The sequence below is a fragment of the Synechococcus sp. BO 8801 genome (assembly GCF_002252675.1).
Classification (GTDB): Bacteria; Cyanobacteriota; Cyanobacteriia; order PCC-6307; family Cyanobiaceae; genus Cyanobium.
The window spans coordinates 1-25,855 of sequence record NZ_NQKY01000012.1 but is presented as its reverse complement, the minus strand read 5'-3'; the positions used below and the strand labels follow the sequence as shown (position 1 = coordinate 25,855).

At 68.9% G+C, this 25,855-nt stretch carries 28 protein-coding genes and 2 tRNA genes; 16 read left to right on the top strand and 14 right to left on the bottom strand.

From position 1 onward, the window contains the following. Window positions 1-1,176: a glycosyltransferase family 4 protein gene (locus CJZ86_RS10155; RefSeq protein WP_094585835.1), complete on the bottom strand. Its 1,176-nt coding sequence runs from the start codon at window positions 1,174-1,176 to the stop codon at window positions 1-3. A gap of 307 nt (window positions 1,177-1,483) precedes the next feature. Between CJZ86_RS10155 and CJZ86_RS10150 the strand changes: the two genes are divergently transcribed. The 3 genes from CJZ86_RS10150 to CJZ86_RS10140 all read left to right on the top strand — a co-directional run bounded on the left by CJZ86_RS10150 (window position 1,484) and on the right by CJZ86_RS10140 (window position 3,191). After that, complete coding sequence (locus CJZ86_RS10150; protein WP_094585834.1) at window positions 1,484-1,852, top strand: hypothetical protein; 369 nt, start codon at window positions 1,484-1,486, stop codon at window positions 1,850-1,852. 16 nt (window positions 1,853-1,868) lie between these two features. After that, window positions 1,869-2,363 (top strand): nuclear transport factor 2 family protein, encoded by a 495-nt coding sequence (locus CJZ86_RS10145; protein ID WP_286145714.1) that lies wholly within the window; start codon window positions 1,869-1,871, stop codon window positions 2,361-2,363. An 87-nt stretch (window positions 2,364-2,450) separates the two neighbouring features. Beyond that, a complete protein-coding gene (locus CJZ86_RS10140) occupies window positions 2,451-3,191 on the top strand; it encodes a hypothetical protein (RefSeq protein ID WP_198960113.1) in 741 nt (246 codons plus the stop codon). Here CJZ86_RS10140 and CJZ86_RS10135 read toward each other — a convergent pair. Then, window positions 3,161-4,000: a glycosyltransferase family 25 protein gene (locus CJZ86_RS10135; protein ID WP_094585832.1), complete on the bottom strand. Its 840-nt coding sequence runs from the start codon at window positions 3,998-4,000 to the stop codon at window positions 3,161-3,163. The two genes, CJZ86_RS10140 and CJZ86_RS10135, sit on opposite strands and share 31 nt — an antisense overlap. A 98-nt stretch (window positions 4,001-4,098) precedes the next feature. Here CJZ86_RS10135 and CJZ86_RS10130 point away from each other — a divergent pair, with 98 nt between their 5' ends. Further along, window positions 4,099-5,886 carry a glycosyltransferase family 2 protein gene (locus CJZ86_RS10130; RefSeq protein ID WP_158219545.1) on the top strand — a complete coding sequence of 596 codons (1,788 nt, stop codon included), beginning with the start codon at window positions 4,099-4,101 and terminating at the stop codon, window positions 5,884-5,886. Between the two features lie 15 nt (window positions 5,887-5,901). Here the strand turns inward: CJZ86_RS10130 and ileS are convergent, their stop codons facing one another. Together ileS and CJZ86_RS10120 are read right to left on the bottom strand one after the other, a co-directional pair. Next, window positions 5,902-8,829, bottom strand: a complete 2,928-nt coding sequence (gene ileS / locus CJZ86_RS10125) for an isoleucine--tRNA ligase (protein WP_094585830.1) — start codon at window positions 8,827-8,829, stop codon at window positions 5,902-5,904. Window positions 8,830-8,854: 25 nt separating this feature from the next. Beyond that, a complete protein-coding gene (locus CJZ86_RS10120) occupies window positions 8,855-9,466 on the bottom strand; it encodes a Ycf66 family protein (protein ID WP_094585829.1) in 612 nt (203 codons plus the stop codon). Window positions 9,467-9,561: 95 nt separating this feature from the next. Between CJZ86_RS10120 and CJZ86_RS10115 the strand changes: the two genes are divergently transcribed. From CJZ86_RS10115 to crtR, 3 genes are all read left to right on the top strand, one after another. Beyond that, window positions 9,562-9,643, top strand: a tRNA-Leu gene (locus CJZ86_RS10115). A 70-nt stretch (window positions 9,644-9,713) separates the two neighbouring features. Continuing rightward, window positions 9,714-11,267, top strand: a complete 1,554-nt coding sequence (locus CJZ86_RS10110) for an alpha/beta hydrolase family protein (RefSeq protein WP_094585828.1) — start codon at window positions 9,714-9,716, stop codon at window positions 11,265-11,267. Between the two features lie 85 nt (window positions 11,268-11,352). Further along, window positions 11,353-12,372 carry a beta-carotene hydroxylase gene (gene crtR / locus CJZ86_RS10105; RefSeq protein WP_094585827.1) on the top strand — a complete coding sequence of 340 codons (1,020 nt, stop codon included), beginning with the start codon at window positions 11,353-11,355 and terminating at the stop codon, window positions 12,370-12,372. Here the strand turns inward: crtR and gatC are convergent. Next, window positions 12,369-12,662, bottom strand: coding sequence for an Asp-tRNA(Asn)/Glu-tRNA(Gln) amidotransferase subunit GatC (gene gatC / locus CJZ86_RS10100; protein WP_094585826.1), 294 nt, complete (start codon window positions 12,660-12,662; stop codon window positions 12,369-12,371). The genes crtR and gatC overlap by 4 nt on opposite strands. 48 nt (window positions 12,663-12,710) lie before the next feature. Continuing rightward, window positions 12,711-13,529: a creatininase family protein gene (locus CJZ86_RS10095; protein WP_094585885.1), complete on the bottom strand. Its 819-nt coding sequence runs from the start codon at window positions 13,527-13,529 to the stop codon at window positions 12,711-12,713. Between the two features lie 70 nt (window positions 13,530-13,599). On the opposite strand from CJZ86_RS10095, the gene CJZ86_RS10090 reads away from it, so the two are divergent. After that, window positions 13,600-13,896: a DUF6679 family protein gene (locus tag CJZ86_RS10090; RefSeq protein ID WP_015109479.1), complete on the top strand. Its 297-nt coding sequence runs from the start codon at window positions 13,600-13,602 to the stop codon at window positions 13,894-13,896. A 43-nt stretch (window positions 13,897-13,939) separates the two neighbouring features. On the opposite strand, the gene CJZ86_RS16980 is transcribed toward CJZ86_RS10090, so the two are convergent. Together CJZ86_RS16980 and CJZ86_RS10085 are read right to left on the bottom strand one after the other, a co-directional pair. Beyond that, a complete protein-coding gene (locus CJZ86_RS16980) occupies window positions 13,940-14,077 on the bottom strand; it encodes a DUF8629 family protein (protein ID WP_015109478.1) in 138 nt (45 codons plus the stop codon). Between the two features lie 65 nt (window positions 14,078-14,142). Further along, the gene (locus CJZ86_RS10085) at window positions 14,143-14,862 is read right to left on the bottom strand and encodes a hypothetical protein (RefSeq protein ID WP_094585825.1); all 720 of its coding nucleotides are present in this window, start codon (window positions 14,860-14,862) and stop codon (window positions 14,143-14,145) included. A gap of 90 nt (window positions 14,863-14,952) precedes the next feature. Here CJZ86_RS10085 and CJZ86_RS10080 point away from each other — a divergent pair, with 90 nt between their 5' ends. Together CJZ86_RS10080 and CJZ86_RS10075 are read left to right on the top strand one after the other, a co-directional pair. After that, a complete protein-coding gene (locus CJZ86_RS10080; RefSeq protein ID WP_094585824.1) occupies window positions 14,953-15,642 on the top strand; it encodes a DNA-3-methyladenine glycosylase in 690 nt (229 codons plus the stop codon). Then, entirely contained in the window at window positions 15,639-16,649 is a 1,011-nt protein-coding gene (locus CJZ86_RS10075; RefSeq protein ID WP_094585823.1) for an aspartate carbamoyltransferase catalytic subunit, read from the top strand. Before CJZ86_RS10080 ends, CJZ86_RS10075 begins: the two co-directional genes overlap by 4 nt. 4 nt (window positions 16,650-16,653) lie before the next feature. Here CJZ86_RS10075 and CJZ86_RS10070 read toward each other — a convergent pair whose 3' ends face one another. The 4 genes from CJZ86_RS10070 to CJZ86_RS10055 all read right to left on the bottom strand — a co-directional run bounded on the left by CJZ86_RS10070 (window position 16,654) and on the right by CJZ86_RS10055 (window position 17,878). Then, complete coding sequence (locus CJZ86_RS10070; RefSeq protein WP_233133959.1) at window positions 16,654-16,992, bottom strand: DUF565 domain-containing protein; 339 nt, start codon at window positions 16,990-16,992, stop codon at window positions 16,654-16,656. Between the two features lie 318 nt (window positions 16,993-17,310). Continuing rightward, window positions 17,311-17,508: a DUF8635 family protein gene (locus tag CJZ86_RS10065; RefSeq protein WP_015109473.1), complete on the bottom strand. Its 198-nt coding sequence runs from the start codon at window positions 17,506-17,508 to the stop codon at window positions 17,311-17,313. A 44-nt stretch (window positions 17,509-17,552) separates the two neighbouring features. Beyond that, complete coding sequence (locus CJZ86_RS10060; protein ID WP_094585821.1) at window positions 17,553-17,714, bottom strand: PCP reductase family protein; 162 nt, start codon at window positions 17,712-17,714, stop codon at window positions 17,553-17,555. A gap of 91 nt (window positions 17,715-17,805) precedes the next feature. Further along, a tRNA-Ala gene (locus CJZ86_RS10055) sits at window positions 17,806-17,878 on the bottom strand. A gap of 46 nt (window positions 17,879-17,924) precedes the next feature. Here CJZ86_RS10055 and isiD point away from each other — a divergent pair. Both isiD and coaBC read left to right on the top strand, forming a co-directional pair. Continuing rightward, window positions 17,925-18,143 carry a protein IsiD gene (gene isiD / locus CJZ86_RS10050; protein WP_094585820.1) on the top strand — a complete coding sequence of 73 codons (219 nt, stop codon included), beginning with the start codon at window positions 17,925-17,927 and terminating at the stop codon, window positions 18,141-18,143. Next, a complete protein-coding gene (gene coaBC / locus CJZ86_RS10045) occupies window positions 18,133-19,404 on the top strand; it encodes a bifunctional phosphopantothenoylcysteine decarboxylase/phosphopantothenate--cysteine ligase CoaBC (RefSeq protein WP_094585819.1) in 1,272 nt (423 codons plus the stop codon). Before isiD ends, coaBC begins: the two co-directional genes overlap by 11 nt. On the opposite strand, the gene CJZ86_RS17630 is transcribed toward coaBC, so the two are convergent. Then, window positions 19,370-19,771 (bottom strand): hypothetical protein, encoded by a 402-nt coding sequence (locus tag CJZ86_RS17630; RefSeq protein ID WP_094585818.1) that lies wholly within the window; start codon window positions 19,769-19,771, stop codon window positions 19,370-19,372. The genes coaBC and CJZ86_RS17630 overlap by 35 nt on opposite strands. Window positions 19,772-19,883: 112 nt before the next feature. Between CJZ86_RS17630 and psbO the strand changes: the two genes are divergently transcribed. The 4 genes from psbO to CJZ86_RS10020 all read left to right on the top strand — a co-directional run bounded on the left by psbO (window position 19,884) and on the right by CJZ86_RS10020 (window position 24,547). Beyond that, the gene (gene psbO, locus CJZ86_RS10035; protein WP_094585817.1) at window positions 19,884-20,696 is read left to right on the top strand and encodes a photosystem II manganese-stabilizing polypeptide; all 813 of its coding nucleotides are present in this window, start codon (window positions 19,884-19,886) and stop codon (window positions 20,694-20,696) included. Window positions 20,697-20,847: 151 nt separating this feature from the next. Further along, window positions 20,848-22,017, top strand: a complete 1,170-nt coding sequence (gene sat, locus CJZ86_RS10030; protein WP_094585816.1) for a sulfate adenylyltransferase — start codon at window positions 20,848-20,850, stop codon at window positions 22,015-22,017. Window positions 22,018-22,083: 66 nt separating this feature from the next. After that, entirely contained in the window at window positions 22,084-23,928 is a 1,845-nt protein-coding gene (gene ftsH3 / locus CJZ86_RS10025) for an ATP-dependent zinc metalloprotease FtsH3 (protein WP_094585815.1), read from the top strand. Window positions 23,929-23,944: 16 nt separating this feature from the next. Next, complete coding sequence (locus CJZ86_RS10020) at window positions 23,945-24,547, top strand: bifunctional 4-hydroxy-2-oxoglutarate aldolase/2-dehydro-3-deoxy-phosphogluconate aldolase (protein WP_198960117.1); 603 nt, start codon at window positions 23,945-23,947, stop codon at window positions 24,545-24,547. A 9-nt stretch (window positions 24,548-24,556) separates the two neighbouring features. Here the strand turns inward: CJZ86_RS10020 and aroC are convergent, their stop codons facing one another. Continuing rightward, window positions 24,557-25,645, bottom strand: a complete 1,089-nt coding sequence (gene aroC / locus CJZ86_RS10015; protein WP_094585813.1) for a chorismate synthase — start codon at window positions 25,643-25,645, stop codon at window positions 24,557-24,559. Window positions 25,646-25,855: the final 210 nt, after the last annotated feature.

The window sequence follows — 25,855 nt, the reverse complement described above, 5'->3', positions numbered from 1 at the left end:
CTATTCGGGCCTGCTGTCATGGGTCAAGTCCCGATAAAGCTGATGATGCCGCTCGACGGGATCCTTCCATGAGAAGCGCCTGCAGACGTCCAATCCGTTCCTGACCATGGCCTCCTTGGCGAAGTCTGACATCGTCATGAACCTGTGGATGGCGTTCTCGATGGCCTCGGCGCTTAGTCCGTCTGTCCGGATCGCGCACGTGTCATCGAGGTAGTCATTCATCCCCCCGGCAAAAGAAGCGATCAGGGGTGTGCCGCAGGCCAACGCCTCGAGTCCAACCAGGCCGAATGGCTCATGGATGCTGGGGAAGATCACGGCGTCGGCCGCTCGGATGATGTTGAACTTGTCATTCCCTGAGGTGAAAGGGATCCGGTGTAAGTTATCGCGTTCGCGTGCCAGGTTCTCAAGCCGTTGATACAAGTCCGGATTCGAGCCGGCTTCTCCTCCCATCACGATCAGGTCGACGCCGCTCGGCAATCGGACATCGAGCAGCCGCCCGACATTCTTCATCGTATCGATGCGCCCGAAATACAGGAGTTTCGTGGGGTTCGTGCCAGGAAGTCTTTTCTCTTCGAATGGAATCGACTGCACGTCCTCCAGATGGATCCCGTGGGGGATCACCTGCGAATCGTGCGGTCCGTCGAGCCGTGTCTGATCGCTCCGGTTCAGGAAAGTAGCCATGTCTGAGCATTGAATGCTTTCCCGCTCCAGTCGTTCAATCTCGGCAACAATCGACTGGTTGACGGGCGGAGCCGCCATCGACTCCTTCGCCAGATCCTCCAGCAACAGGGTGTAACTCAATTGGGTTGTGTACACCGATCTGATGTTGCCTCCCCAGTAGCTGGCTAAGGCATTGCCGACCGGGATGGACGTCCAGTCCTGCATGTGGATGATATCGGGCCTCCTCAGGTTCTTGATCCCATAGATGATCTGTATGGGGGCGTTCATCAGGGTCTGAACGATAAAGTCACTGCCCAGGACATCCCTGTATCCGCAGGAAAACACCTCGATCTGATCGGTGATCGTCTGATGGCCATAGTTCCATCGCAAATCCAACACCTGGATCCTGATGGATTGGTCTGCTTTAGCCAGGCCTTCAATGATTTCCTTGACAGAGCTCCCCATGCCGCAGGAGGCCCTGAAGGGGTTGTCACACAGGATGAAGAGGAGATTCATGCTCTCAAGCCAGGCGGTCCGTTGGATCTGGATGTCGCCCAGCGGATGTTAGATGGGCGTTTGCCATCGAACCCAGGCGGAGCACGAAGGAGAGCCTGAAGACGATGATGCAGGCTTCCGGAAGACTGTAACCGAATGCCATGGGGCTCGCCATGAACTTCGCCATCGGTGCGTTCAATCCAACCCTGATCGTTGTGCACAGGGTGTCCGTGACTTGAGATTCGATTCCTGTGGTTGCGAACAGTGCCAGACCACCGTGTATGAGGATGTTGATCCTCGTACAGTCCTGGAGTTCGGCACCCCGCCCATGCGTTCCCCCCTGGCGGCCCTGTGCACCCTTGTCGCCGCCGGCGCCGCCCTGGCTCTCCCGGCCATCCCCGAGGCCCACGCCCAGGCCGCCTGGCAGAGCTGCAGCTTCAACGGCCGCGCCGAAGCCTGCCTGGTCGCGGGCGGATCCACCTCGTTCACGGTCACCTTCCGCTCCGACGGCAAGCAGATCGAGATGGAGAAGGTGGGCGAGCCCTGGACCTGCGGCCAGCGCGATCAGGAGGAATGCGGCAAGTTGCTGATCACCGAGCCCAGCAATGGCCGCACCACCCTGGCCGCCTACCGGCAGACCTCCTCGTCCCTCCTGGTGCGCAGTGAGCGGGGAAACACCTACACGATTCCCTTCTGAATTAGCCTGATCACGCTTGAATCACCTTCCAGTGACGACTCCGGAATCCCCCAGGCCCCCCTTTCCCCCCTTCGATGCCGAATCGGCGGCGAAGAAAGTGCGAATGGCCGAGGATGCCTGGAACGGCCGTGACCCGGAACGGGTGGCGCTGGCCTACAGCCCGGACAGCGTCTGGCGCAACCGTGCCGAGTTCGTCAGCGGCCGGGAGGCCATCCGGCAGTTTCTGGCCCGTAAATGGGCCAAGGAGCTCGACTACCGCCTGATCAAGGAGCTCTGGGCCTTTCACGGCAATCGCATCGCCGTACGTTTCGCTTACGAATGGCACGACGATTCCGGCCAGTGGTTCCGTGCCTACGGCAACGAGAACTGGGAGTTCGATGCCCAGGGGTACATGCACACCCGCATCGCCAGCATCAACGACCTGCCCATCAAGGAGAGCGAGCGGAAGTACCACTGGCCCCTGGGTCGCCGCCCCGACGATCATCCGGGCCTGTCCGATCTCGGCCTCTGAGGCTGCGCGGCCCACGCTGCCGATCTGTCGCTGCGAGCGCGCCGGCGGGGGAATCGGTAGGCTCCGCCCACGGATACGTGGCGCGGGATGGAGGAGAAACTCGTCTTCGTGAGTGTGGGGGCGACCGCCACGGCGGAGCAGGAATCCTTCGTGCGATCGATCGAGGATCGCCTGCGCAGTGAGTCCCTGATCCCCAAGACCGTCGGCCGCAACACCTTCAGCGCCGATGCACCGCTGAAGGCCATCACCGAACTGATGGAGAAGTGCTCCGGCATCGTCGTGATCGCCTTGGAGCGCAGCTACTTCCCCTCCGGTCTCGATAAGCGCGGCGGTCCGCGTCAGGGCAGCCTTGCCGACGTCCGACTGCCCACCCCCTGGAACCACATCGAGGCGGCGATGGCCTACACCAAGCACCTGCCCTTGCTCGTGATCGTGGAGGCAGGGCTGAAGGCCGAGGGGCTGCTGGAGCCCGGTTACGACTGGTACGTCCAGACCGTGCCCCTGGAGGCAACGGCGCTGGCCTCCAACGAATTCAACGGCGTGCTGGCCGACTGGAAGGAGAAGGTGCTGGCCCTCAAGCCGGGGGGCGACGCCCCCTCTTCGCCTGGTCCCCGGGCCCTCAACCCGGCCGAGCTGTCGATCGCCGACCTGGTCGGCGCCCTCCGGCCGGTGCAGCTGTGGAGCGTGGCGATCGCCCTGGCCGGTCTGCTGGCGGGGGCCTTCAGCCTCGGCGCGCGCCTGGTTCCCCCCATGAAGGACACGCCCCCGCCCGCCCGGGGCGTTCTGCCGCCAAAGCCTCAGGCCGGGGAGTCCGCCGGGCGCGGTTGAATGTCCGTGCCGAAGCTTTCCTCCTGATACACCAGGCCGCAGTTCCGCCTGATCCAGTGGGGATTCGTGCCCCGTTCCTCCACAAGGGAGGGGATGCGATGGCCGTTCCATGCATACCAGCGCAGCGGGAAGCCCGAGACATGGGTGCGCCCGGCCATGGCGTCGTGAATCATGCAATCCGGGATGTAGAAACCGTCGCTCTGGGTGGTCAGGAACTTCAGCAACTCCTGGCAGCCCTTCCGGGTGATGCTGAAGGCGTGCATGCAATAGAGCGGCCCCTGCACCACATCGCCCAGCCGACGGGAGGGCCAGGGCCAGGCGCTCTGGCTCAGGCGTGTGAGTGTTCGGGAGCGATTCAACCGCCGGGCTGGATGCAGGCGGGGCAGGGCGTCGTACTGAATCTGGGAGCCCAGGAAGAGCAGGTCGCAGTGGCGGGGTGTTCTGCTCAGGAACGCCGGTGCCAGCTGGTGCCACGACCGGGAGAAGCGGATGTCGTCCTCGAAGATGCAGGCCCGTGGATACCCCTGATCGATGATGTGCTGGAGAAGCGTCAGATGCGAAACGGCGCAGCCCTGGGCGCCAGACTGGCTGAGAAAGTGTTCGCGATCCGCCAGTTGATCGATGCCGAACCGTTTCAGCTCCTGCCTGACGTTTCCCGTCGCACCATCAAAGGCCGACCAGCGATGTGTGTCCGTGAATCCTGCCCATTCCAGTTGCCTGCGACTGTTTTCCCACCGATCCGGCCGGCGATCGAGATTGACCACAAAGGCAGGTCCGTTGAGTAAGTCCTGCCAGGAAAGTTTGGCCATGAATCAATGCGGCGTGGAAGCAGGCCCTCCATGGGGCGTGCGGGGATGCCTCATTGAGAAGAATGTTATCATCGCCATCCGGATCTGATTGGCATTGGATGAACGCCCCCGTACGCCGCACTGACGTACAGCACGGCGACGTCGGGCAGGCCAGCCCGGGCGGCTCCCCGGTGCTCCCCCTGGTCACGGTCGTCGTGGTGTTCCGCGAACGGCACAGCTTTGCCTCCCGCTCGCTGCGCTCGCTCCTGGAGCACAGGGATTACCCCTTCGCCCTGCACTACCTCGACAGCCAGTCCCCGCCCTCGGTGCGCCGGGAGCTCGAAGCGGCCGAGGCCCGCGGGGAGCTGACGCTGTTCACGGCAGGAAACGGCACCCCCAACCAGCTGCGCAACCAGGCGCTGCAGGCGGTGACGACAAAGTACGTGTGCTTCATCGACAACGATGTGCTCGTCACCAGGGGCTGGATCGAGACCCTGGTGGCCACGGCGGAGCGAACCGGAGCGGGCATCGTGTTCCCCCTCTACCTGATGGGTGAGTTGTCGGAGGATCGCATCCACATGGCCGGAGGCAAGAACCATCTCTCGGAGAACGATGGCCAGATCGAATACAACGAAGAACACCTCTTCGCCAACGCCCCAGCCTCCCGCATCGTCGGCACTCTCCAGGGGGGAGACTCCGATTTCGGCGAGTTCCACTGCATGCTGCTCAGCATGAAGATGCTCCAGGAGGTGGGCCCCCTTGATGAGTCCTACCTCCAGGTGAACGAGCACATCGACATCGCCATGGTGGCCAGGCAGGCGAACTACCGGGTCATCTTCGAGCCGAAGTCCGTCGTCAGCTATGTGTACGCCAACGCCCAATCCCCCTACTGGCTCTGCGATATCGAGCCCTTCCGCAGCCGCTGGAGCCATGAGCAGGCGGCCCGGGACGTGGCCTACCTGTCCAGCAAGTGGAAGTTGCGCTCCCTCCAGAGCATGACCTCCTTCCTCAACCGCCAGATCGGCAGCATGGAGCTGGTGCACCCCCGCACCCAGGGGCCTGCGGCGGCGGCGGCCGAGGCCGTGGATAACCACGCCTATCCCTACGTCCACTCGTTCCCTCTGCTGGTGCGGCAATGCCTGGCGCAGGGCCATTCCCGCAAGGAGATCGCTGAGCTGAACAGGGTGTTCGATGTCGCCGCCGAGCTTCACGGCGGTTCCTTCCGGGGCTCCAAGAAAACTTTCCAGGAGCATGTCGTCCGGGTGGCCAGTGTCCTGGTCGTGCACGGCGCCCCCTTCGATCTGGTCAAGGCCTCCCTGCTGCACGCCGCCTACATGGCCAACACCTCCTCCGGCCGCCATCTGGCCCCCACCGAGCGGAACCGGGCCCTGCTGCGGGAACTGGTGGGCCGCAAGGTCGAGGCGATCGCCCATGCCTACGCGGTCGCCAGCGCCGCGGGCACCCGCGAGGCCCCGCCGGTGATCGAGGAAATGCCGATCGTCAGCGCCCAGGCCAGCGTCGTGCGGATCGCCAACGACATCGAGGATCTGCTCGACCACGCCGCCCTGCTGGAGCGCAAGTCGCTCAAGCACTTCGCCCGGGTTCATGCCTCCCACGGGCCCGTCGCCGAGGCCTGCGGCTATCAGGCCCTGGTGGCGGAGTTCGCCGAGCGCATCCGCCTGGCCGAGGTCGCCCAGGCGCCGGGTTCCCAGGATCCGGCGGCGGAGGCCTGGCTGATCAAGCTGCTGCGGGAGCGCTCTCCCTATCCCCTGCTGGAGTCCCATTCGCTGGCCACGCGCTCCCGCCGGCTGGCGGCCCGCATCGTGCGCAAGCTCCCCAGGCAGGGCATTCCGCTGCAGCTCAAGATCGCGGCCAGAAAGGTCCTCAGCCCCTTCGGGCTGGTCTGACCCGACCCCGCTGGATCAGGCGGGCCCCGCCCCCTGGCGCCCGAGCACACCCACGCAGCGACCGCACAGGGTGGGATGGTCCGGGTGCTGGCCGATGTCGCTCTCGTGGTGCCAGCAGCGCTCGCACTTGTGGCCCGCCGCCCGCGCGATCCGCACCCGCACCCCCTCCTCCTCGGTCTCCGCCAGAAGGGGCTCCGCCGGCGCAGGCCCGCCGACCCGCAGGGCCGAGACCAGCAGCCAGTCGGCCAGGTTGTCCACCTCCGGATGGGGGCTGGCCTCCACCAGGGCCAGGGCCTCCTGCAGGGGGGCCGCCTCCGGGCCGGCCTCCACCAGCTCCAGCTGCACCTGGGCCTCGAGGGAAGCTCCCAGTTCCCCCCGGCCCCGGCAGCCTTCCAGCACCCGGTTCACCTGGGCGCGCAGCTCCAGGATCCGCTGCATCGGCGCCGCCAGCTCCGGGGCGGCCCAGCTGCCGGGCACCGTGGGCCAGCCCCGCTCGAACACCGAGGCCTCGGCCACCGGGTAGGGCAGGTTCTGCCAGATGTCCTCGGCCATGTGGCAGAGCACCGGCGCGATCAGCCCCGCCAGCCGCTCCACCACCAGGTGCAGCACCGTCTGGCAGCTGCGGCGCCGGAAGTCGGCGGCCGCACTCACATAGAGGCGGTCCTTGGCGATGTCGAGGTAGACGTTGGACAGGTCCACCACGCAGAAGTTCTGCAGGGCCTGGAAGAAGCGGTAGAACTCGAAGCGCTCGAAATCGGCGCTCACCTCCTCGATCAGGCTGGCGGTGCGCTGCAGCATCCAGCGATCCAGCAGGGGGAGATCCGTGATCGGCACGGCATGCTCGGCCGGCACGAAATCGTGCAGGTTGCCCAGCAGATAGCGGGCCGTGTTGCGCACCTTGCGGTACACGTCCGCCAGCTGCTTGAGGATGCCCGGACCCAGGGGGACGTCGGCGGAGTAATCCACCGAGCTCACCCACAGCCGCAGCACGTCGGCGCCGTAGGGCGGCTCCTGCTTCTCGTTCTTGCCCCCCTCCACCAACACAACGGGGTCGACCACGTTGCCGAGGGACTTGCTCATCTTGCGGCCCTTCTCATCGAGGGTGAAGCCGTGGGTGAGCACCCGGCGGTAGGGGGCCGTGCCGTTCACCGCCACCGAGGTGAGCAGGCTGCTCTGGAACCAGCCGCGATGCTGGTCGGAGCCCTCCAGATAAAGATCGGCGGGACAGCCGAGCCCGCGGCCCTCCAGCACGGCGGCCCAGGAGGAGCCCGAGTCGAACCAGACATCCATGGTGTCGGTGCCCTTGCGCCACTGGTCGGCCTCCTCGGCCCAGGCGGGCGGCAGCAGGCCGGCCTCGTCCCGCTCCCACCAGACATCGGCGCCGTGCTCGGCGATCAGCGCCTCGGCGTGGGCCAGGGTGTCGGCGTTCAGCAGCACCTCGCCCGTCTCGCGGTGATAGAAGACCGGGATCGGCACCCCCCAGGAGCGCTGGCGGGAGATGCACCAGTCGCCCCGGTCCCGCACCATCGCCTCGATGCGGTTGCGGCCGCTGGCCGGCAGCCACTCCACCGCCGCGATCGCCTCCAGGGCCTGGGCCCGGAAGCCGTCGACGGAGGCGAACCACTGTTCGGTGGCCCGGAAGATGGTCGGCTTCTTGGTGCGCCAGTCGTAGGGGTAGCGGTGCTCGTAGCGCTGCTCGGCCAGCAGCAGCCCGGCGTCCCGCAGGGCGGTGATGATCGCCGGGTTGGCGTCCTTGAGCACGTTGAGCCCGGCGAAGGGGCCCGCCTCGGCGGTGAGGGTGCCGGCCTCGTCCACCGGGCAGAGCACCGGCAGGCCGTACTTGTTGCCGGTGTGGAAGTCATCGACCCCGTGGCCCGGCGCCGTGTGCACCAGGCCGGTGCCGGTCTCGGTGGTGATGTAGTCGCCGCCGATCACCACGGGGCTGGTGCGATCCAGCAGCGGATGGCGGTACTGGATCCCCTCCAGCTGGGCCCCCTTGAGGGTGAGCAGCGGTTCGAGCGGGCGCGCCAGGCTGGTGCGCAGCTGCTCCACCAGCTGGGAGGCCACCACCAGATAGCGGGGGGTGCCGCCGTTGGTGGTGCCGTCGCGGCAGATGGCGTAATCGAGCTGGCCATTCACCGACACCGCCAGGTTGGCCGGCAGGGTCCAGGGGGTGGTGGTCCAGATGGCCACGAACAGCTGCTCCCGGTGGGCCGCATCGGTGGGCCCGGCGATGCCGGCGGCCGCCAGCAGCCCGGCCAACGGTTCCGGCAGCTCCACCACCGGGAAGGCCACGTAGACGCTGGGGGAGGTGTGGCCGTCGGGGTACTCCAGCTCGGCCTCGGCCAGGGCGGTGCGGGAGCTGGGGCTCCAGTGCACCGGCTTGAGGCCCCGGTAGATGTGGCCGGCCAGCACCATCTTTCCGAAGACGCCGATCTGGGCCGCCTCGTAGGACTTCTGCAGGGTCAGGTAGGGCTCATCCCAGTCGGCCCAGATGCCCCAGCGCCGGAAGCCGCTCTTCTGGGCCTCCACCTGCTCGAGGGCATAGGCGTGGGCCCGGCGCCGCAGGTCGATGGGGGTGAGCTGCCGCCGCTCCTCGCTGCCCAGGCCCTGCAGCACCTTCAGTTCGATCGGCAGGCCGTGGCAGTCCCAGCCCGGCACGAAGCGGGCCCGCCGCCCCTGCAGCAGGGCGTGCTTGTTGATGATGTCCTTGAGGATCTTGTTGAGGGCATGGCCCACGTGCAGGGCGCCGTTGGCGTACGGCGGGCCGTCGTGGAGCGTGAAGGGGGCGCCCGGGTTGCCGCGGCTCAGCCGTCCGTAGAGATCGTGCTCCTTCCAGAAGGCCTGCAGTTCCGGCTCCCGCACCCGGGCGTTGGCCCGCATCGCGAAGGGCGTCTGCAGCAGGTTGAGCGTGTCCTTGTAGGACGCCGGGCTTGCCGTCACGTCGCCGGAGCGCGAGAAGGCTGGATTATCCCGCCTCGCCGAGACCCTCCTCCGGCTGCGGCGTCACCGGCTCGGGCGGGGCTTCCGGGACCGCTTGCTCCAGCAGGGCGTCGATCGCCTCGAAGTCGCTGACCACCACCGGCTCCTCGCCGGCCGTCTCCGTCACCACGGCGGGCTCGGCGCCTGAGGCGGCGACAGCCTCCGCTTCGGGCCGCACCCACTTCTTGGTGCTGGCGGGGCGGGTGGCGCGCCGTTCCGCCAGCCAGGTCCCCAGACCGCTGGCCATGCCGCCGGCCAGTTGCAGCAGCCGCGCCAGGGAGGCGCCGAGCTGGCTGAGGCTGGTCTGCCAGCGCTCCAACGACCACAGCCGCTGGCGCTCCTCGTCGGTGAGCAGGCGCCAGCGGGCCTGGCCCACCTCCACCCCGAGCCGGCCGATCAGCAGGCCGCCGCAGAGCACCGCCAGCATCGGCGCGCCCGTGAGCCGCTCGGCGCTGGTCACAAGCACCAGGCCCAGCAGCAGCACCACCGCCCCCCAGACCGAATCCCTCGCCCGGCTCAGTTCGGAGGCCAGCAGGGGCAGCAGCAGCAGCAGCAGCCCCAGCAGCAGGGCCAGGAGGCCTCCGAGGGTGGCAAGCATGGCCGGGGCGACGTCTGGCGCCATTCTGGGCGGTGACCACCGGATGGCCGATCCCGCCGGATGGCGCCGGCCGACCTGTCTAGAGTCCAGCAGGCGCCCACCTGGCGGAATTGGTAGACGCGCTGGATTTAGGTTCCAGTGGCTCAGGTCGTGGGGGTTCAAGTCCCCCGGTGGGCATCCCCCCTGATCGGTAGGAGGTGGCGTCTTCGCGGACACACCTACGCTGCCCATCAACGGAATCGCCGACATGAAGAGCCCTCTCCGCCAGCTCACGGCGCTGCTCCTGGGTGCAGGCTCCCTCCTGGCGGCGGCGGCTCCGGCCCGGGCCCTCGAGGAAATCCAGCTCAGCCTGCCCCTGCTCGAGACGGCGTTCACCATCCAGCTCAGGGAACTGAGGGATCAGCGCAGCCTGCTCTCCGGCGACAGTGACCTCGCCGAGCTGGATCGGGCCACCAACGGCGCCATCGGCCGCCGGCTGGTGGAGGCCTTCCAGACACCCCTGCCTCTGCCGGTCAAGGCCTTCGCCGAGCAGTCGGTGGGTTCGCCCCTGGTCAACCAGGTGCTGCTGCTGATCTCTTCAGTGGTGCTGGTCGAGGGGGTGCGCCAGCCGCTGGACTCCAGCCAGCTGGCGACCTCCCTGGAGAGCAGCCAGGCCAAGGGCAGCCTCAACCTGCTGGAGGTGCTCGAGGCCCTGCCCGGCAAGAGCGCCTCGGTGGATCTGCAGCGGGTGGTCTTCGCCATCGATCGACTCGCCAACCAGCAACGCCAGGGCAACGACCTGGTGACCTCGATGCCCGCCGCCGGCATCAGCCCGGCCCTCAGCCAGGCCGGCCCGCTGGCGGTGAAGCGTCAGGAGCTGGCGATCCCCGTCACCCATCGCCCCAAGCCCCTGCAGGTCGTCACGATCCAGCCGGAAACCGGCGCCAACGGCCGCCTCGTGCTGATCTCCCATGGCCTCTGGGACTCCCCCGAAAGCTTCGAGGGCTGGGGCAAGCACCTGGCCAGCCATGGCTACACCGTGCTGCTGCCCCGCCACCCCGGCAGCGATAAGTCGCAGCAGCAGGCCATGCTCTCCGGCGAGGTGCCGCCCCCCAAGCCGGAGGACCTGAAGCTGCGGCCGATGGACATGACCTCCGCCATCGATGCGGCTGCGGCGGGCAGCCTGGGGCTGCCGGCCGGTCTGCGCACCGATGCCGTTGTGGCGATGGGGCAGTCCTACGGCGCCACCACGTCGCTGCAGCTGGCCGGGGCCCGGCCCAGCGCCGCCCTGCTCAACCGCTTCTGCAAGGACGTCACCAATCCGGCCCGCAACGTCAGCTGGGTGCTGCAGTGCAGTTTCCTCACCTCCGCCGACCAGGCCGGCCTGGCCGACCCCCGGGTCAAGGCGGTGGTGGCGGTCAGCCCGCCGATGTCGCTGCTGTTCGATCAGGGCTCGGCCAAGGCCATGAACGGCCGGGTGCTGCTGGTGAGCGGCAGCCGCGACTGGGTGGTGCCCTCGGGGCCCGAGGCCCTCAGGCCCATGGCGCTGGAGGCGCGCAATGCCGGCGGCGGCCACCGGCTGGTGCTGGCCAAGGATGGCGACCACTTCAACCTGCGCTCCTCCTATGAGCAGGGCGGCGGCGCCCTGCGGGGTCTGCTTCTGGCCTGGACCGACGGCGCCTTCGCCGCCGGTGCCGCCGCGGCCCCGGGTCCGGACGCGCCCCCGCTCATGCCCCCCGATGGCTGGGGAGCCACGGAGTTCCCCCTGGTGGATGTCACCGCCAACCTGCGCACCCTGCCGGTCGCTGCCAACCAGCCGTGATGGCGCCGTCCCGGATCCTGTCGCGCCGACCGGGCGGGTTCCGTAATCTGGGTCCTCCTTCGGGGATCCGGACCTGGCCCAGGCCATGACAGACACGCTGGCACCCACGTCCGCCCCCGTGGCTTCCACCACGCCCGTGCCTCGGCTCAGCGTCCCCCGGGAGTACCTGGATCCCCCCGCCGCCTGGAACCCCACGGTGGGCCTGTTCCTGGCCGGCTACGGCCTGGCGGCCCTGACGATCTGGGGCTGGTTCGTGGGCGGCTGGCCCCTGCCGCCCCTGCTGGCCCTGGGCTTCCTGGCCCTGCACCTGGAGGGCACCGTCATCCACGACGCCTGCCACAACGCCGCCCATCCCAACCGCATCTGGAACGCGGTGATGGGCCATGGGGCCGCCCTGCTGCTGGGCTTCAGCTTCCCGGTGTTCACCCGGGTGCATCTGCAGCACCACGCCCACGTCAACGATCCCAAGCTCGATCCCGACCACATCGTCAGCACCTTCGGGCCCCTGTGGCTGATCGCGCCGCGGTTCTTCTATCACGAAGTTTTCTTCTTCCGCCATCGCCTCTGGCGCCACAACGAGCTGTTCGAGTGGGTCCTGGCCCGCACCATCTTCGTGCTGATCGTGGTGGCGGCCGCCCAGCACAACTTCCTGCCGTTCGTCTTCAACTGCTGGTTCGCACCGGCCCTGATGGTGGGCGTCACCCTCGGTCTGTTCTTCGACTACCTGCCCCACCGTCCCTTCCAGTCCCGCAACCGCTGGCACAACGCCCGCGTCTATCCCAGCAGGCTGATGAACTGGCTGATCATGGGCCAGAATTATCACCTGATCCACCATCTCTGGCCGTCGATCCCCTGGTTCGAATACCAGCCGGCGTATCACGCCACCAAGCCGATTCTTGATGCCAAGGGTTCACCCCAGCGGCTTGGATTGTTCGAAACCCGTACCGACAGCCTCAACTTCCTCTACGACATCTTCCTGGGAGTGCGCTCCCACAAGAAGCGTCGCAGCCGGCTTCGGCCGATCGTCAGGCTGATGCCCACCCGCCATGCCCGCCGGCGGGTGCTTGAGCTGTTGCACCGCACCGCCGTCTCGCCGGTGCGCTAGTCGCCCAGGATCTTGGGCACGCGGAAGAAATCCCCCTCCCGCTGGGGGGCCAGGGAAAGCAGCTCCTCGCGCACCGGGGTGGGGTCCACCGCGTCGGGGCGGGTCACGTTGACCACCTCAACGGCCCGGGTGGTGGGGGGCACCCCTTCGGTGTCCACCTGCTCGAGGTGGGCGACGTAGTCGAGGATCCGCTCCAGCTGAACGGTGTAGGTGGCGATCCGCTCCTCGGGCAGGGCCAGGCGGGCCAGCTGGGCCACCTTGCGCACATCCTCGGCCGTGATCCGCTCCATCGTCGCGCTCGTCGTCGTCGTCCGAACCTAGCCGCGGCCGTCGCCGCCTCAGCTGGCTTCCCCTTCCGGCCCCAGGAAGTCGGCCAGGTCGTCGGCCAGGGCCGCCGCCGCCAGCTCCAGGAAGCGGGCGCCGTGGTCGGCCGTGGCCAGGAAGGGGTCGGAGCCCATGCGGCCATCGGGATGGCGGCGGCGGAAGTCCTCGGGGCCGTGGATCGGCCCGGCGGGGGCCGCCTCCGGCAGGGGCCGCTGCTTGGCGTTGAGGCTGGGCTCCAGGTGCAGGGTGAGGGCGATCTCGCTGGGGGTGGCGTGGTGCCCCTCCCGGTCGCCGTAGCGATCGCGGGCCTCGCGCATCACCGGGCCGGCGGTGAACCAGTTGGCCAGACGGCAGCGCAGCCGCTCGGCGCCCGGCAGCCCCCGGGCCGCGGCCGTGCCGTAGGCCTGGGCGAAGGCGGCCCGGGCGGTGGCGATGTTGCCGCCGTGGCCGTTGATTACGTAGATGCGCTCGAAGCCGTGGCGGGCCAGTGAGAGCACCACGTCATGGAGCACGGCCAGCAGGGTGGAGGGCTGCAGGCTGATGGTGCCGGCGAAGCCCAGATGGTGTTCGGCCATGCCGAAGGCCTGGGCCGGCGTCACCAGCACCCCGGTGCGGCGACCCACCTCCAGGGCCACGGCCTCGGCGGTGAGGGCGTCGGTGCCGATGGCGCCGGTGGGCCCGTGCTGCTCGGTGGAGCCCAGCGGCACGATCACCCCCCGGCAGCGGGTCAGGTAGTCCTCCACCTCGGGCCAGCTGCGCAACTGCAGCCGGATCGCCTCGGTGCTGGCGACGGGGCCCGGAACCGTGCTGGGGCCTGGGGCGGTGCTGGGCATCGATCGGGTCATGGTGAACATGGCGACAGGCGCCGTGCTGCCTAGGATCGACCCTATCCGCGGCGTCACGATGCTGCATCGCAAGCTCGACCGATTTCGCCTGGAGCAGCGACCGGTCTGGGTCTACCTGCTGGACCAGCAGCGCTGGATCGAGAGGGCCCTGGTGGTGGAGATCGAGGGCGATCTGGTCACCCTCCGCTACGACGACGAGGACGGCGACGAGCGCCACAGCTGGGAGGAGAGCGTCCGGCTGGCCTCGATCGGGGCCGTCAGCACCCGGCTGGCCTCGGTGAGCCGCTCCGCCGATGCCGACGACCTGCCCACCACCGGCGACTGCCCCGAGGCCGAACGGCTGGGGAGTTCCTGATCATGGGCCCGACGGCCGCCGGCCTCCCTGCCTGAGCGGGCTCTCAGTGGGCGGTGCCGTTGCCGTCGTAGTCGTCGGTGTCGTAGTAGCCGCCCTTGGTGCCGAAGAACAGGGTGGTCAGCACGAACAGGCCGCTGACGGCCAGAAGGACGGTGCCGAGGTTGAAGCTGGCGGTTTCCATGGAGGGGTGTGGATCGGCGGGCGAAGGGCTGTTCACCGCTGCTGTCAGTGTGGCCCGCAGACGCCTCAACGGTGCACAGGGGAGAGCTGTCGTCCGCTTCCCCGCACCGTGGCCGGCTCCGCGGGGGTGCAGGAGAGGTGGCCGCTGAGCAGCGCCACATCCTGGGCGTAGAGATCGCGGATCGAGGCGATCAGGGACGGACTCAGGGCCCTGCGTGCTTCATCCGCCAGACCCCGCTCCGAGGCGTTGACGTTCACCGGGCTGGCTTCGGTGACGAAGCCCTTCTCCTGAAGCCATGAATCCAGCCGGCTCAGATGGTTGACCTCGTCAACGATCAGCTGGCCGGATTCGTCGAACAGCCACCAGCTCTGGGGTCTGAAGATGAAGTCGACCCGGTGCAGACTCTGCTGAAACAGCCAGTCCTGGCAGAAGGTCCGAAAGTCCGTCAGCGCCCAGCGGGGTGGCCTGTGCAGCGGAAACTGGGACACCAGATCGGTGCCGCCACGGAGGGAGAAGCAGTAGGCCGAAATCAGCCGCTCGACGGGACAGCGAACGAAGGCGACGGACGTTCGGGCGGAATACTGGCCATCACCAAGAAGCTTCCTCCGGATGAAATCCGCATAGAGATGGCCCAGGGGCCTGCCGTGAATCAGGGTGGAGGCATAGGTGCCGCCGCACCTGGGGACGTGCACAAAGATGTACCTGGACTTCAGGTAGTTGAGGCGTGCCTTCAGGCCCGTCCGGGTGAAGCGCAGCCGATCGAGAGTGGAGTAGCGCTTCGCCATGGCCGCCCAACGTTATCCCTCGGTTAAGACCTGGTTAAGACGTCTGTTCCGGCCCCTGCCGTACCAACGGACACGGTTGCAGAAATGAGAATGGTGATCAGCCGCCTGGACCCTCCCGCCCCCGCCCTCCCCCCGTCCTTCTTCGCCCGCCCCGCCGAGCTGGTGGCGCCGGAGCTGGTCGGCTGCCTGCTGCTGCGGCGCCAGCCGACGGGCGCCCTGCTGTGGGGCGTGATCGTCGAAACCGAGGCCTACTGCCAGAGCGAGCCGGCGTGCCACGGCCACCGCCGCCGTTCGGCCAGCAACGACACCCTGTTCGGGGAGCCCGGCCGTTTCTATGTGTACCTGACCTACGGCGTGCACCACTGCGTCAACGTGGTCACCGGCCGGAGGGACTGGGCCAACGGGGTGCTGCTGCGGGCCGCGGCCCTGCCGGGGGCACCGGAGCGGGATGCGGCCGGCCCCGGCCTGCTGGCCCGCTGCTTCGCCATCGACCACCGTCAGGACGGCCTGATCGCCGCGCCGGCCTCGGGGCTGTGGCTGGCCCCGCGGCCGCCGGTGCTGGCGGCGCTGCTGGAGGGGCCGGCACCCCAGGAGGCGCCGCTGCTGCAGACCCAGCGCATCGGCGTCTCCCAGGGACAGGAACTGCCCTGGCGCTGGTACCTGCGTGCCAGCCGCAGTGTCAGTCGGCGGGCCCGCGGCGATCGGACACCCCGACACGATGGGCTCGCCGCCCTGCTGGCCTCTACGGTTGGGGCGATCGATGGAAGCGGAACGCCTTGAGCGGCTGGAGTCACCGCCACGTGCTCGACCTGGCGTCCTTCTCGGTCGACGACTTCGCCACCGTTCTCGAACTGGCCCAGCGCTTCCGGGCCCTGCCGGTGGCCGGCTCCCGCCGCCTGCCCGCCCTCCAGGGCCGGCTGATGACCAGCCTGTTCTTCGAGCCCAGCACCCGCACGCGCAGCAGTTTCGAACTGGCCGCCAAACGGCTCTCGGCGGAGGTGCAGAGCTTCTCGCCGTCGTCGAGCTCCCTCAGCAAGGGGGAGAGCCTGCTGGACACCGCCCGCACCTACGTGGCGATGGGCGCCAACATCCTGGTGGTGCGCCACCGCTGCGCCGGGGTGCCCCACAGCCTGGCCCGCGACCTCGACCGCTGCGGCGAGCGGGTGTCGGTGCTCAGCGCCGGTGACGGCCTGCACAGCCACCCCAGCCAGGGCCTGCTCGACCTGTTCACCCTGGCGCGCCACTTCGAACCCGAGGCCCCCTCCCCCGCCAGCCTGCGGGGCCGCCGCATTGTCATCGTCGGCGACGTGCTCCATTCCCGGGTGGCCCGCTCCAACCTCTGGGCCCTCACCGCCTGCGGCGCCGACGTGGTGCTCTGCGGGCCGGCCACCCTGTTGCCCGATTGCTTCGCCGACTTCGTGCTGGCTCCGCCGCCGGGCCAGGGGGCCGATCCGGTGGCCGCCCGGGGCCGGGTGCGGGTCGAGCGGCGCCTGGAGGAGGCCCTGCCCGGGGCCGACGCCGTCATGACCCTGCGCCTGCAGAAGGAGCGGATGCAGCAGCACCTGCTCACCAGCCTGGACACCTACCACCGCCAGTACGGCCTCAGCCACCGGCGCCTGGCCCTCTGCGGCGACGCCGTGCCGGTGCTGCACCCCGGCCCGGTGAACCGGGGGGTGGAGATTGCCGGCGAACTGCTCGACGATCCCGGCCGCAGCCTGGTGGAGGAGCAGGTCCGCAACGGCATTCCGATCCGGATGGCCCTGCTCTATCTGCTGGCCGCCGTCTGAGGGCTCAGAGCAGCTTGAAGCCATCCAGCAGCAGGCCGTAGAGCAGGCCCATGCGGGCCATGTCCAGCACCTGCAGCCGCAGCTTCAGCGGCTGCGCCAGCAGCCTGCGCCGCAGGCGGGCCGCTACCTCAATGGCCAGCACGCACACCAGGGCGCCGAGGGGATCGAACAGGGCGAGGGCGCCGGTGATCGAGCCGACGCTGCCGCCGATCACGAACCCGCCCAGCAGCACGATCAGCAACAGGGAAAGGCGGCGCCAGGGGTTCTGGGCCCACGCCTCAAGCAGGTTGCCGGACTGGGTGATCCGTTGCTGGAATCGGGTCTGCTGGAAGCGGGGAGGCAACGGTGCGAACCTGCCGCTGGGTGGAAAGGGGAGCAGGGGGCTCAACACCCAAGGGTGGAAAGCCGCTGGCGGTGATCCCCATCACCCGGCCCAATCCCTGCGATCTCTTGTCTACACCATCTCTGGCGTCTTGACAGCATTTTCCCCCCACCGATAGGGGATGCCAATAAAAAAGCCCGAGGCCGAGGCCCGGGCGGGGTGATGGGGACGACACCAGCAAACCAATCTCCAGCGGGTCGGGCAAGGGGGGGCAGCCGCTGACCGGAGCGTCCCTGCGGGGGCTTGACGGGTGGCGTGGTCGTTCTCAGACGTCCCGAATCAGCCGTCCCCGTCCTTCTTGCGGGATCCCTTGCCTTCCAGCAGTTCCAGCAGGGCCTCCATCTGGGCCATCACACCCCGCACCTCACCGGCCTCCGGCAGCAGGCCGTCCTCCATGACCCCCTGGTGCATCTCCCGCAGCTCCTGGCGGATGTAGCGCAGATGACTGACAACCTGTTCGCGCTTGGACTGCGACATTGAGCGGGCCCCTGATCAACCCCCTCTTTTACCCCATCGCCGATTCACTTCCTTCCGAAACGCTCCTTGGCCTGTTGGTAGAAGGCGAGATCCACACCCTCGAGGCCGGCCTCGCGGGCCAGGGATTCGATCCGCCGCCGGATGATCGGCCGCACCACGAACGGGATCTCCTTCAGGCTGGTTTCCGCGTCGCTGCTCCAGTTCATCGGCAGGGGATCGGGACGGGTCGGGGTTGGGCCGGGAGCCGCCGGGACGCCCTCAGGGACGCTGGGAGACCCGGCCGGGGAGAATGGTGGATGGAGAATAGGGGACTCGAACCCCTGACCTCTGCGGTGCGATCGCAGCGCTCTACCAGCTGAGCTAATTCCCCTTCGATCGCCATTATCACCATCCCGTCCCCCTCCCCGGCCGCCCCCTTGGTTGATTCCAGCCTGTCCATCACCCCCGAGCAGCTCGCGGCCTTCGACGACGCCTCCATTGCCGAGCTCGCCCGGCGTCTCGAGGACGACGACTACCCCACCCCGTTTGCGGGCCTGGCCGACTGGCACCTGCTGCGGGCCCTGGCCATCCACCGCCCCGACCTGATCCGGCCCTACGTCCATCTGGTGGATCAGGAACCCTTCGATGAGGAGTGAGGAGGACGCCCTTGCGGGACGTCGCGTGCTGGTGCTGATCAGCGGCAGCATCGCCGCCGTCAAGCTGCCCCAGCTCGTCAGTGCCCTGGTGCAGCGCGGTGCCCTGGTGCGCTGTGTGCTCAGCCCCGGCGCCGAGCGGCTGGTGAGCGCGGTGGCCCTGGCGAGCCTCAGCCGCGCTCCTTGCCACATCGAGGCCGACCAGTGGAGCCATCAGGAATCCAGGCCCCTGCACATCGCCCTGGCCGAGTGGGCCGAGGTGGTGTTGCTGGCCCCCCTCAGCGCTACCAGCCTGGCCCGCTGGGTGCACGGGATGGCCGACACCCTGCTGGCCAGCACCCTGATCGCCTGCGAGGTCCCCGTGGTGGCCGCCCCGGCCATGAACAGCGCCATGTGGGCCGCTCCGGCGGTACGCCGCAACTGGCGGGAGCTGCAGGGCTGGGAGCGGGTGCTGCCCCTGGATCCCGGCAGCGGCCTGCTGGCCTGCGACCGGGTGGGCGATGGGCGCATGGCCGACCCGGAGCTGCTGCTGCTGGCGCTGGAGTCGCTGCTGGTGGCCGGCTGCCGCCGCGACTGGGCCGGCCGCCGTCTGCTGGTGAGTGCCGGCCCCACCCGGGAGGCCCTCGATCCGGCCCGCTGCCTCACCAACCCCAGCACCGGACGCATGGGGGTGCTGCTGGCCCAGGCCGCCCGCCTGCGCGGCGCCACGGTCGATCTGGTCCACGGCCCGCTGGCGGTCGATCCGGCCTGGCTGGAGGGCCTCCAATGCCACCCCGTCGTCACTGCGGCGGAGATGGAGGCGGCGCTGCTGCGGCTGCAGGACGGCGCCGATGCCATCGCCATGGCCGCCGCCGTCGCCGACCACCGCCGCCGCAGCCCCGAGCACCGCAAGCTCCCCAAGGAGGCGCTGGAGGCCTCCCTCACCGAGGGCTGGGAGCCCGTGCCCGATCTGCTGGCGGCCCTGGTGCGGCGCCGCCCGCCGGCCCAGGCGATCCTCGGCTTCGCCGCCCAGAGTGGTGAGGTGCTCCAGGAGGCCCGGGCCAAGTTCGCCCGCAAAGGCTGCGATCTGCTGTTCGCCAACCCCATCGACCGGGACGGAGCGGGGTTCGGGTCGGCCGGCAACGAAGGCTGGCTGCTCGGTCCCGGCGAGCGGGAATGCCAGGTGGGCCCCACCGGCAAGCTGGCCCTGGCCCACCGTCTGCTCTCGGCGCTCGCGGAAGCGGTGGCCCTCAGGTCTCCGGATCGGGCGCCAGCAGATCCATGAACGTGCGCAGCTGCAGCCGGGGGATGTAGGGCCAGCCGCCGCTGCCTTCCATCTCGGAGAGCAGGGTGAACAGGCCATTGCGGTCGCTGGGCAGGCTGCTGCGGAAGGGGCCGTCCTGGATGCTGCGGTGCAGGTGCTCGATGCGGCGCAGCAGATCGAGCAGGGCCTCGGGCTGCTCGGCGCGCTCCTCAGCGATCCTCAGCAGGGTGTCGAGGGCCCGCTGGAGTTCGGGGTCGGCGGCTGGGTCGAAGGCTGGCTCGGTCGCGGGTGCGGACGTCGGAGGGGCCGGAGCCGTCGCGGCGGGTCCCGGAGACGGCGGCGCGAAGGGCGTGGAGTCGTCGATCGGGTGGGTGCGGCTCAGGGACATCTCCCTCTCATACAGGTTGTTGAGAGCCCACGCAAGCCACCTGGAATGGGCGTTTTGCACCGGTAGGATCCCGGCCAGCCCAGTTCCCGTTCCGTCTCTGCGGCTTCTCCCCATGCGTTTCCGTCCCCTGCTGGCCCTCGTGCTGGCTCTGTGCCTGACCCTGGTGTCCGCATGCAGCGGCGGGGCCAAGGCCGTTGATCGGGCCAATCTCACCTACGAAGACATCCACAACACCGGTCTGGCGAACGACTGCCCGACCCTGCCCGATTCCGCACGCGGCACGATCACCCTGGATCCCTCGGCGACCTATCAGCTCAAGGAGATCTGCATGCACCCCTCCGAGGTCTTCGTGAAGGGTGAGCCCGCCAACAAGCGCCAGGAAGCCCAGTTCGTCGCCGGCAAGATCCTCACCCGGTATACCTCCAGCCTCGATCAGGTCTACGGCGACCTCAAGGTCAGCGGTGACAAGCTCAGCTTCAAGGAGCTGGGTGGCATCGACTTCCAGCCGATCACCGTGCTGATGCCCGGTGGTGAGGAAGTGCCCTTCATGTTCTCCAGCAAGGAGCTCAAGGCCTCTGCCGCCGGCACCTCCTTCTCCACCAGCACCGACCTCAAGGGCGAGTACCGCGCCCCCAGCTACCGCACCAGCAACTTCCTGGATCCCAAGGGCCGGGGCCTGACCACCGGCTACAGCAGCGCCGTGGGTCTGGTGCCCGCCGGTGATGAGTTCGCCGGGGAAACCGTCAAGCGCTATGTGGATGGCTCCGGCACCATGGACCTCTCGATCACCAAGGTCGATCCCAGCACCGGCGAGTTCGCCGGGGTGTTCACCGCCATCCAGCCCTCTGACACCGACATGGGCACCAAGGCCGTCGTCGACGTCAAGATCACCGGCGAGCTCTACGGCCGTCTCGAGGAGGTCTGAGGCCCGGGCCGGGTTTCGCCCCAGGCCCCCTCACCACAACCCGTTGATCCCAGGGGCCCACGGGCCCCTTTTTTCGTGGCCGCCCTTTTTCAAGGCCGAAGGTTGGTCTGGGAGGATGGGCCTATTCCTTGTGCAGCCCCGGCCCGTCGCCATGACGCTCGCCAACACCGCCGCCCGTTCCGATCTGATCGCCCCCCACGGCGGCAGCCTTGTCGATCTGATGGTGCCGCCCGACCAGCAGGAGGGTGTGCGCGCCTCGGTGGACAAGGTGCTGGAGTGCAGTCACCGCAACGCCTGCGACGTGGAGCTGCTGATCGTGGGCGGCTTCTCGCCCCTGCGCGGCTTCATGCACCAGGAGGACTACGAGGCTGTGGTGGCGGGCCACCGCACCACCAGCGGTCTGCTGTTCGGCCTGCCGATCATCTTCGACACCGACGACGCCTCCGTCGCCGTGGGCCAGCGGCTGCTGCTCACCTACCAGGGCCAGGACCTGGCCGTGCTCACCGTGGAGAGCCGCTGGGAGCCCGACAAGGTGCTCGAGGCCAAGGGCTGCTACGGCACCACCTCCCTGGAACATCCGGCGGTGCGCATGATCGCCACCGAACGGGGCCGCTTCTACCTGGGCGGGCGCCTCCAGGGTCTGGCCCTGCCGCAGCGCGTCTTTCCCTGCAGCACCCCGGCCGACGTGCGCGCCACCCTGCCGGCGGGCCAGGACGTGGTGGCCTTCCAGTGCCGCAACCCCATCCACCGGGCCCACTACGAACTGTTCACCCGCGCCCTCGAGGCCCCCAACGTGAGCAAGGGCGGGGTGGTGCTGGTGCACCCCACCTGCGGTCCCACCCAGGAGGACGACATCGCCGGAGAGGTGCGCTTCGCCACCTACGAACGGCTGGCCGCCGAGGTGGACAACCCCCGCATCCGCTGGGCCTACCTGCCCTACGCGATGCACATGGCCGGCCCCCGGGAGGCCCTGCAGCACATGATCATTCGCAAGAACTACGGCTGCACCCACTTCATCATCGGCCGCGACATGGCGGGCTGCAAATCGTCCCTCACCGGCGAGGACTTCTACGGCCCCTACGAGGCCCAGGACTTCGCCCGTGACCAGGCCACCGAGCTCGGCATGGAGACGGTGCCCTCCCTCAACCTCGTCTACACCGAGGAGGAGGGCTACGTCACCGCCGAGCACGCCCAGGCCCGGGGGCTGCACATCCGCAAGCTGAGCGGCACCCAGTTCCGCCAGATGCTGCGCGGCGGTGAGGAGATCCCGGAATGGTTCGCCTTCCGTAGCGTGGTGGAGGTGCTCAGGGCCGCGGCCTGAGCCCCGTCCGACCGCGGACGCCGATTAACATTCTGTTACTTTCACTCTCACACAGGAGACAGGGTCGTGAAGAAACGCTGGCGCAACGCGGGGCTCTACGTGCTCCTGGTGATCGTGATGATCGCCGTGGGCACCGCCTTCCTGGAGCGGCCTGACCCGGCCCGGGCCCCCCGCACCCTGCGCTACAGCGATTTCGTCGAGGCCGTCCAGGCCAACGAGATCTCCCGGGTGCTGATCTCCCCCGACCGGGGCACCGCCCAGGTGGTGGAGAACGACGGCCAGCGCGCCGTGGTGAACCTCGCCCCCGACAAGGACCTGCTCAAGCTGCTCACCGACCACAACGTCGACATCGCCGTGCAGCCCAACCGGGAGCCGGCGGCCTGGCAGCAGGCGATCGGCAGCCTGATCTTCCCGCTGCTGCTGCTCGGCGGCCTGTTCTTCCTGTTGCGCCGCGCCCAGGGCGGCGGCGGCAACCCGGCCATGAATTTCGGCAAGAGCAAGGCCCGGGTCCAGATGGAACCCCAGACCCAAGTCACCTTCGGTGACGTGGCCGGCATCGAGGGCGCCAAGCTCGAGCTCACCGAAGTGGTCGACTTCCTCAAGAACCCCGACCGCTTCACCGCTGTCGGCGCCAAGATCCCCAAGGGCGTGCTGCTGGTGGGCCCTCCGGGCACCGGCAAGACGCTGCTGGCCAAGGCCGTGGCCGGTGAGGCGGGCGTGCCGTTCTTCTCGATCTCCGGTTCGGAGTTCGTCGAGATGTTCGTGGGCGTCGGCGCCAGCCGGGTGCGCGACCTGTTCGAGCAGGCCAAGAAGAACGCCCCCTGCATCGTCTTCATCGATGAGATCGACGCCGTGGGCCGCCAGCGCGGCGCCGGCCTCGGCGGCGGCAACGACGAGCGGGAGCAGACCCTCAACCAGCTGCTCACCGAGATGGACGGCTTCGAGGGCAATACCGGCATCATCATCGTGGCGGCCACCAACCGCCCCGACGTGCTCGATTCGGCCCTGATGCGGCCGGGTCGCTTCGACCGTCAGGTGGTGGTCGACCGTCCCGACTACGCCGGCCGTCTCCAGATCCTCGGTGTCCACGCCCGCGGCAAGACCCTCGCCAAGGACGTCGACCTCGACAAGGTGGCCCGCCGCACCCCCGGCTTCACCGGTGCCGACCTGGCCAACCTGCTCAACGAGGCGGCCATCCTCGCCGCCCGGCGCCAGCTGACCGAAGTGTCGATGGATGAGGTCAACGACGCCATCGAGCGCGTCATGGCCGGCCCCGAGAAGAAGGACCGGGTGATGAGCGAGCGCCGCAAGCGCCTGGTGGCCTACCACGAGTCCGGCCACGCCCTGGTGGGCGCCCTGATGCCCGACTACGACCCCGTCCAGAAGATCAGCATCATTCCCCGCGGCCAGGCCGGCGGCCTCACCTTCTTCACCCCCAGTGAGGAGCGCATGGAGTCGGGGCTCTACTCCCGCTCCTACCTGCAGAACCAGATGGCCGTCGCCCTCGGTGGCCGGGTCGCCGAGGAGATCGTCTACGGCGAGGACGAAGTCACCACCGGGGCCTCCAACGACCTGCAGCAGGTGGCCCGGGTCGCCCGCCAGATGGTCACCCGCTTCGGCATGAGCGACCGCCTCGGCCCGGTGGCCCTGGGCCGGGCCCAGGGGGGCATGTTCCTCGGCCGCGACATCGCCGCCGAGCGCGACTTCTCCGAGGACACCGCCGCCGCCATCGACGAGGAGGTCTCCCAGCTGGTGGCCGACGCCTACCGCCGCGCCACCGACGTGCTGCTCGCCAACCGGGCCGTCCTCGATGAGCTGGCCGAGCTCCTGGTCGAGAAGGAGACCGTGGATGCCGAGGAGCTCCAGGAGCTCCTCATCTCCCGCGATGTGACGGTGGCCGCCTACGTCTAGGCCTCCCTGCGAGTCCCTGATCCAGTCCCTGCACCACCAGCCCCTGCTGGTGGTGCTTCGCGCTGAGCAGCCAGCGCTCCTGGCCCCCCAGCTGGGCCAGCTGGCCGACCTGGGGGTGCGCCATGTGGAGATCGCCTGGGGGCCCTCGCCGGCCTGGATCCCCGAATGCCGGCGCCTGATCGAGGCGTTCCCCGAACTGTGTCTGGGGTCGGCCTCGATCTGCACCCCCGCGGCCCTGGCGGCGTCCCTGGAGGCGGGTTTCTCCTACGGCGTCTCCCCCGTCCTGGACGCGGAGCTGCTGGAGACGGCGGCGATGGCCCGCTTCGCCCTGGTCCCCGGGGTGATGACACCCACGGAGGTGAACCGGGCCCGCTCCCTGGGCTGTCCGATCGTCAAGCTGTTCCCCGCCGCCAGCGTCGGCATCGGCCACTGGCGGCGCCTGCGGGATCCCCTCGGTCCACCGCTCCCCTTCTGCATCGCCGCCGGCGGTCTCCAGCCCGGCGATGTGCGTCCCTGGCTCGAGGCCGGGGTCGATGCCGTCGCCCTGGGCTCGTCCCTGGTCGCCCAGGGGCCGGAGCCGCTGCGCCTTGTGCTGGAGGCACTGCAGCAGCGGCCCTGAGCGGGCGGATCACCAGAGGCTGCACTGGCCCTGCTGACGAAGCAGGTGATCGGCCAGCACCAGGGCCACCATCGCCTCCACCATCGGCACGGCCCGGGGCAGCACGCAGGGGTCGTGGCGTCCCTTCGCCGCCAGGGTGGTGGCGGCGCCGGTGGCATCGATGGTCTGCTGCTCCTTGCGGATCGTGGCCGTGGGTTTGAAGGCCACCCGCAGCTGGATCTCCTCCCCGTTACTGATGCCCCCCTGGATGCCGCCCGAGTTGTTGGTGGCGGTCCGCAGGCGGCCGTCGTCGCTGGGCAGGAAGGCGTCGTTGTGCTCACTGCCGCGCAGCAGGGTGCCGCCGAAGCCGGAGCCGATCTCGAACCCCTTGGTGGCCGGCAGCGACATCACCGCCTTGGCCAGATCCGCCTCCAGTTTGTCGAACACCGGCATGCCCAGACCCACCGGCGGCCGCCGCACCAGGCATTCGATCACCCCGCCGCAGGAATCCCCTTCCCGACCGATCGCCTCGATCCGCTCGATCATCCGCTCAGCGGTGGCGGCGTCGGGGCAACGCACGATGTTGGCCTCCACCGCCTCCAGGCTCACGCTGGCGGGATCGATCACGGCCTCGATGGTGTGAATCCGGCGCACCCAGGCGATCACCTCGGTGCCGTGGGTGCGGGCCAGCAGCTGTTTGGCCACCGCTCCGGCGGCCACCCGGCCGATCGTTTCGCGGGCCGAGGCGCGGCCACCGCCGCTGCGGGCCTGGATGCCGTACTTGGCCTGGTAGGTGGCGTCGGCATGGGAGGGCCGGAAGGCCACCTGCATCTCCTGGTAGTCCCCGGGGCGCTGGTCCTTGTTGCGGACCACCATGGCGATCGGTGTCCCGAGCGTGACCCCATCGAGCAGGCCGCTGAGGATCTCGACCCGGTCCTCCTCCTTGCGGGGGGTGGTGATGCGGCTCTGGCCGGGCCGGCGTCGGTCGAGATCGGCCTGGATCTGCTCCAGGTCCAGCGGCAGCCTGGGGGGACAGCCATCGATGATCACCCCGACGCCACCGCCGTGGGATTCGCCGAACGTGCTGATCCGGAAGAGATCACCGAAACTGCTGCCCATCACACCGCCCTGACCAACCGGGTTTCCCGAAGCAGGGAGCCTACCCAGCCGGAACCCGTCGCCATGAAAAAACCCCCTGCTCGCGCAGGGGGTTGGCAGGTTCCAGGAAATCTGGAGGGGCTGGATCAGCCGATCGCCGGGGCGGTCAGGGCCACGGGGGTGGCGCTGGCAGCAGCCAGGTCGAGGGGGAAGTTGTGAGCGTTGCGCTCG

What these genes read in the sequence shown, in the direction of transcription:
- CJZ86_RS10155 (WP_094585835.1), bottom strand. Translation starts at nt 1,176, where the DNA reads ATGAATCTCCTCTTCATCCTGTGTGACAACCCCTTCAGGGCCTCCTGC.
- CJZ86_RS10150 (WP_094585834.1), top strand. Translation starts at nt 1,484, where the DNA reads ATGCGTTCCCCCCTGGCGGCCCTGTGCACCCTTGTCGCCGCCGGCGCC.
- CJZ86_RS10090 (WP_015109479.1), top strand. Translation starts at nt 13,600, where the DNA reads ATGCTGCATCGCAAGCTCGACCGATTTCGCCTGGAGCAGCGACCGGTC.
- sat (WP_094585816.1), top strand. Translation starts at nt 20,848, where the DNA reads ATGACGCTCGCCAACACCGCCGCCCGTTCCGATCTGATCGCCCCCCAC.
- CJZ86_RS10140 (WP_198960113.1), top strand. Translation starts at nt 2,451, where the DNA reads ATGGAGGAGAAACTCGTCTTCGTGAGTGTGGGGGCGACCGCCACGGCG.
- CJZ86_RS10120 (WP_094585829.1), bottom strand. Translation starts at nt 9,466, where the DNA reads ATGCTTGCCACCCTCGGAGGCCTCCTGGCCCTGCTGCTGGGGCTGCTG.
- psbO (WP_094585817.1), top strand. Translation starts at nt 19,884, where the DNA reads ATGCGTTTCCGTCCCCTGCTGGCCCTCGTGCTGGCTCTGTGCCTGACC.
- CJZ86_RS10085 (WP_094585825.1), bottom strand. Translation starts at nt 14,862, where the DNA reads ATGGCGAAGCGCTACTCCACTCTCGATCGGCTGCGCTTCACCCGGACG.
- aroC (WP_094585813.1), bottom strand. Translation starts at nt 25,645, where the DNA reads ATGGGCAGCAGTTTCGGTGATCTCTTCCGGATCAGCACGTTCGGCGAA.
- crtR (WP_094585827.1), top strand. Translation starts at nt 11,353, where the DNA reads ATGACAGACACGCTGGCACCCACGTCCGCCCCCGTGGCTTCCACCACG.
- coaBC (WP_094585819.1), top strand. Translation starts at nt 18,133, where the DNA reads ATGAGGAGTGAGGAGGACGCCCTTGCGGGACGTCGCGTGCTGGTGCTG.
- CJZ86_RS10110 (WP_094585828.1), top strand. Translation starts at nt 9,714, where the DNA reads ATGAAGAGCCCTCTCCGCCAGCTCACGGCGCTGCTCCTGGGTGCAGGC.
- CJZ86_RS16980 (WP_015109478.1), bottom strand. Translation starts at nt 14,077, where the DNA reads ATGGAAACCGCCAGCTTCAACCTCGGCACCGTCCTTCTGGCCGTCAGC.
- CJZ86_RS10065 (WP_015109473.1), bottom strand. Translation starts at nt 17,508, where the DNA reads ATGTCGCAGTCCAAGCGCGAACAGGTTGTCAGTCATCTGCGCTACATC.
- gatC (WP_094585826.1), bottom strand. Translation starts at nt 12,662, where the DNA reads ATGGAGCGGATCACGGCCGAGGATGTGCGCAAGGTGGCCCAGCTGGCC.
- CJZ86_RS17630 (WP_094585818.1), bottom strand. Translation starts at nt 19,771, where the DNA reads ATGTCCCTGAGCCGCACCCACCCGATCGACGACTCCACGCCCTTCGCG.
- CJZ86_RS10095 (WP_094585885.1), bottom strand. Translation starts at nt 13,529, where the DNA reads ATGCCCAGCACCGCCCCAGGCCCCAGCACGGTTCCGGGCCCCGTCGCC.
- CJZ86_RS10080 (WP_094585824.1), top strand. Translation starts at nt 14,953, where the DNA reads ATGGTGATCAGCCGCCTGGACCCTCCCGCCCCCGCCCTCCCCCCGTCC.
- CJZ86_RS10060 (WP_094585821.1), bottom strand. Translation starts at nt 17,714, where the DNA reads ATGAACTGGAGCAGCGACGCGGAAACCAGCCTGAAGGAGATCCCGTTC.
- CJZ86_RS10130 (WP_158219545.1), top strand. Translation starts at nt 4,099, where the DNA reads ATGAACGCCCCCGTACGCCGCACTGACGTACAGCACGGCGACGTCGGG.
- CJZ86_RS10135 (WP_094585832.1), bottom strand. Translation starts at nt 4,000, where the DNA reads ATGGCCAAACTTTCCTGGCAGGACTTACTCAACGGACCTGCCTTTGTG.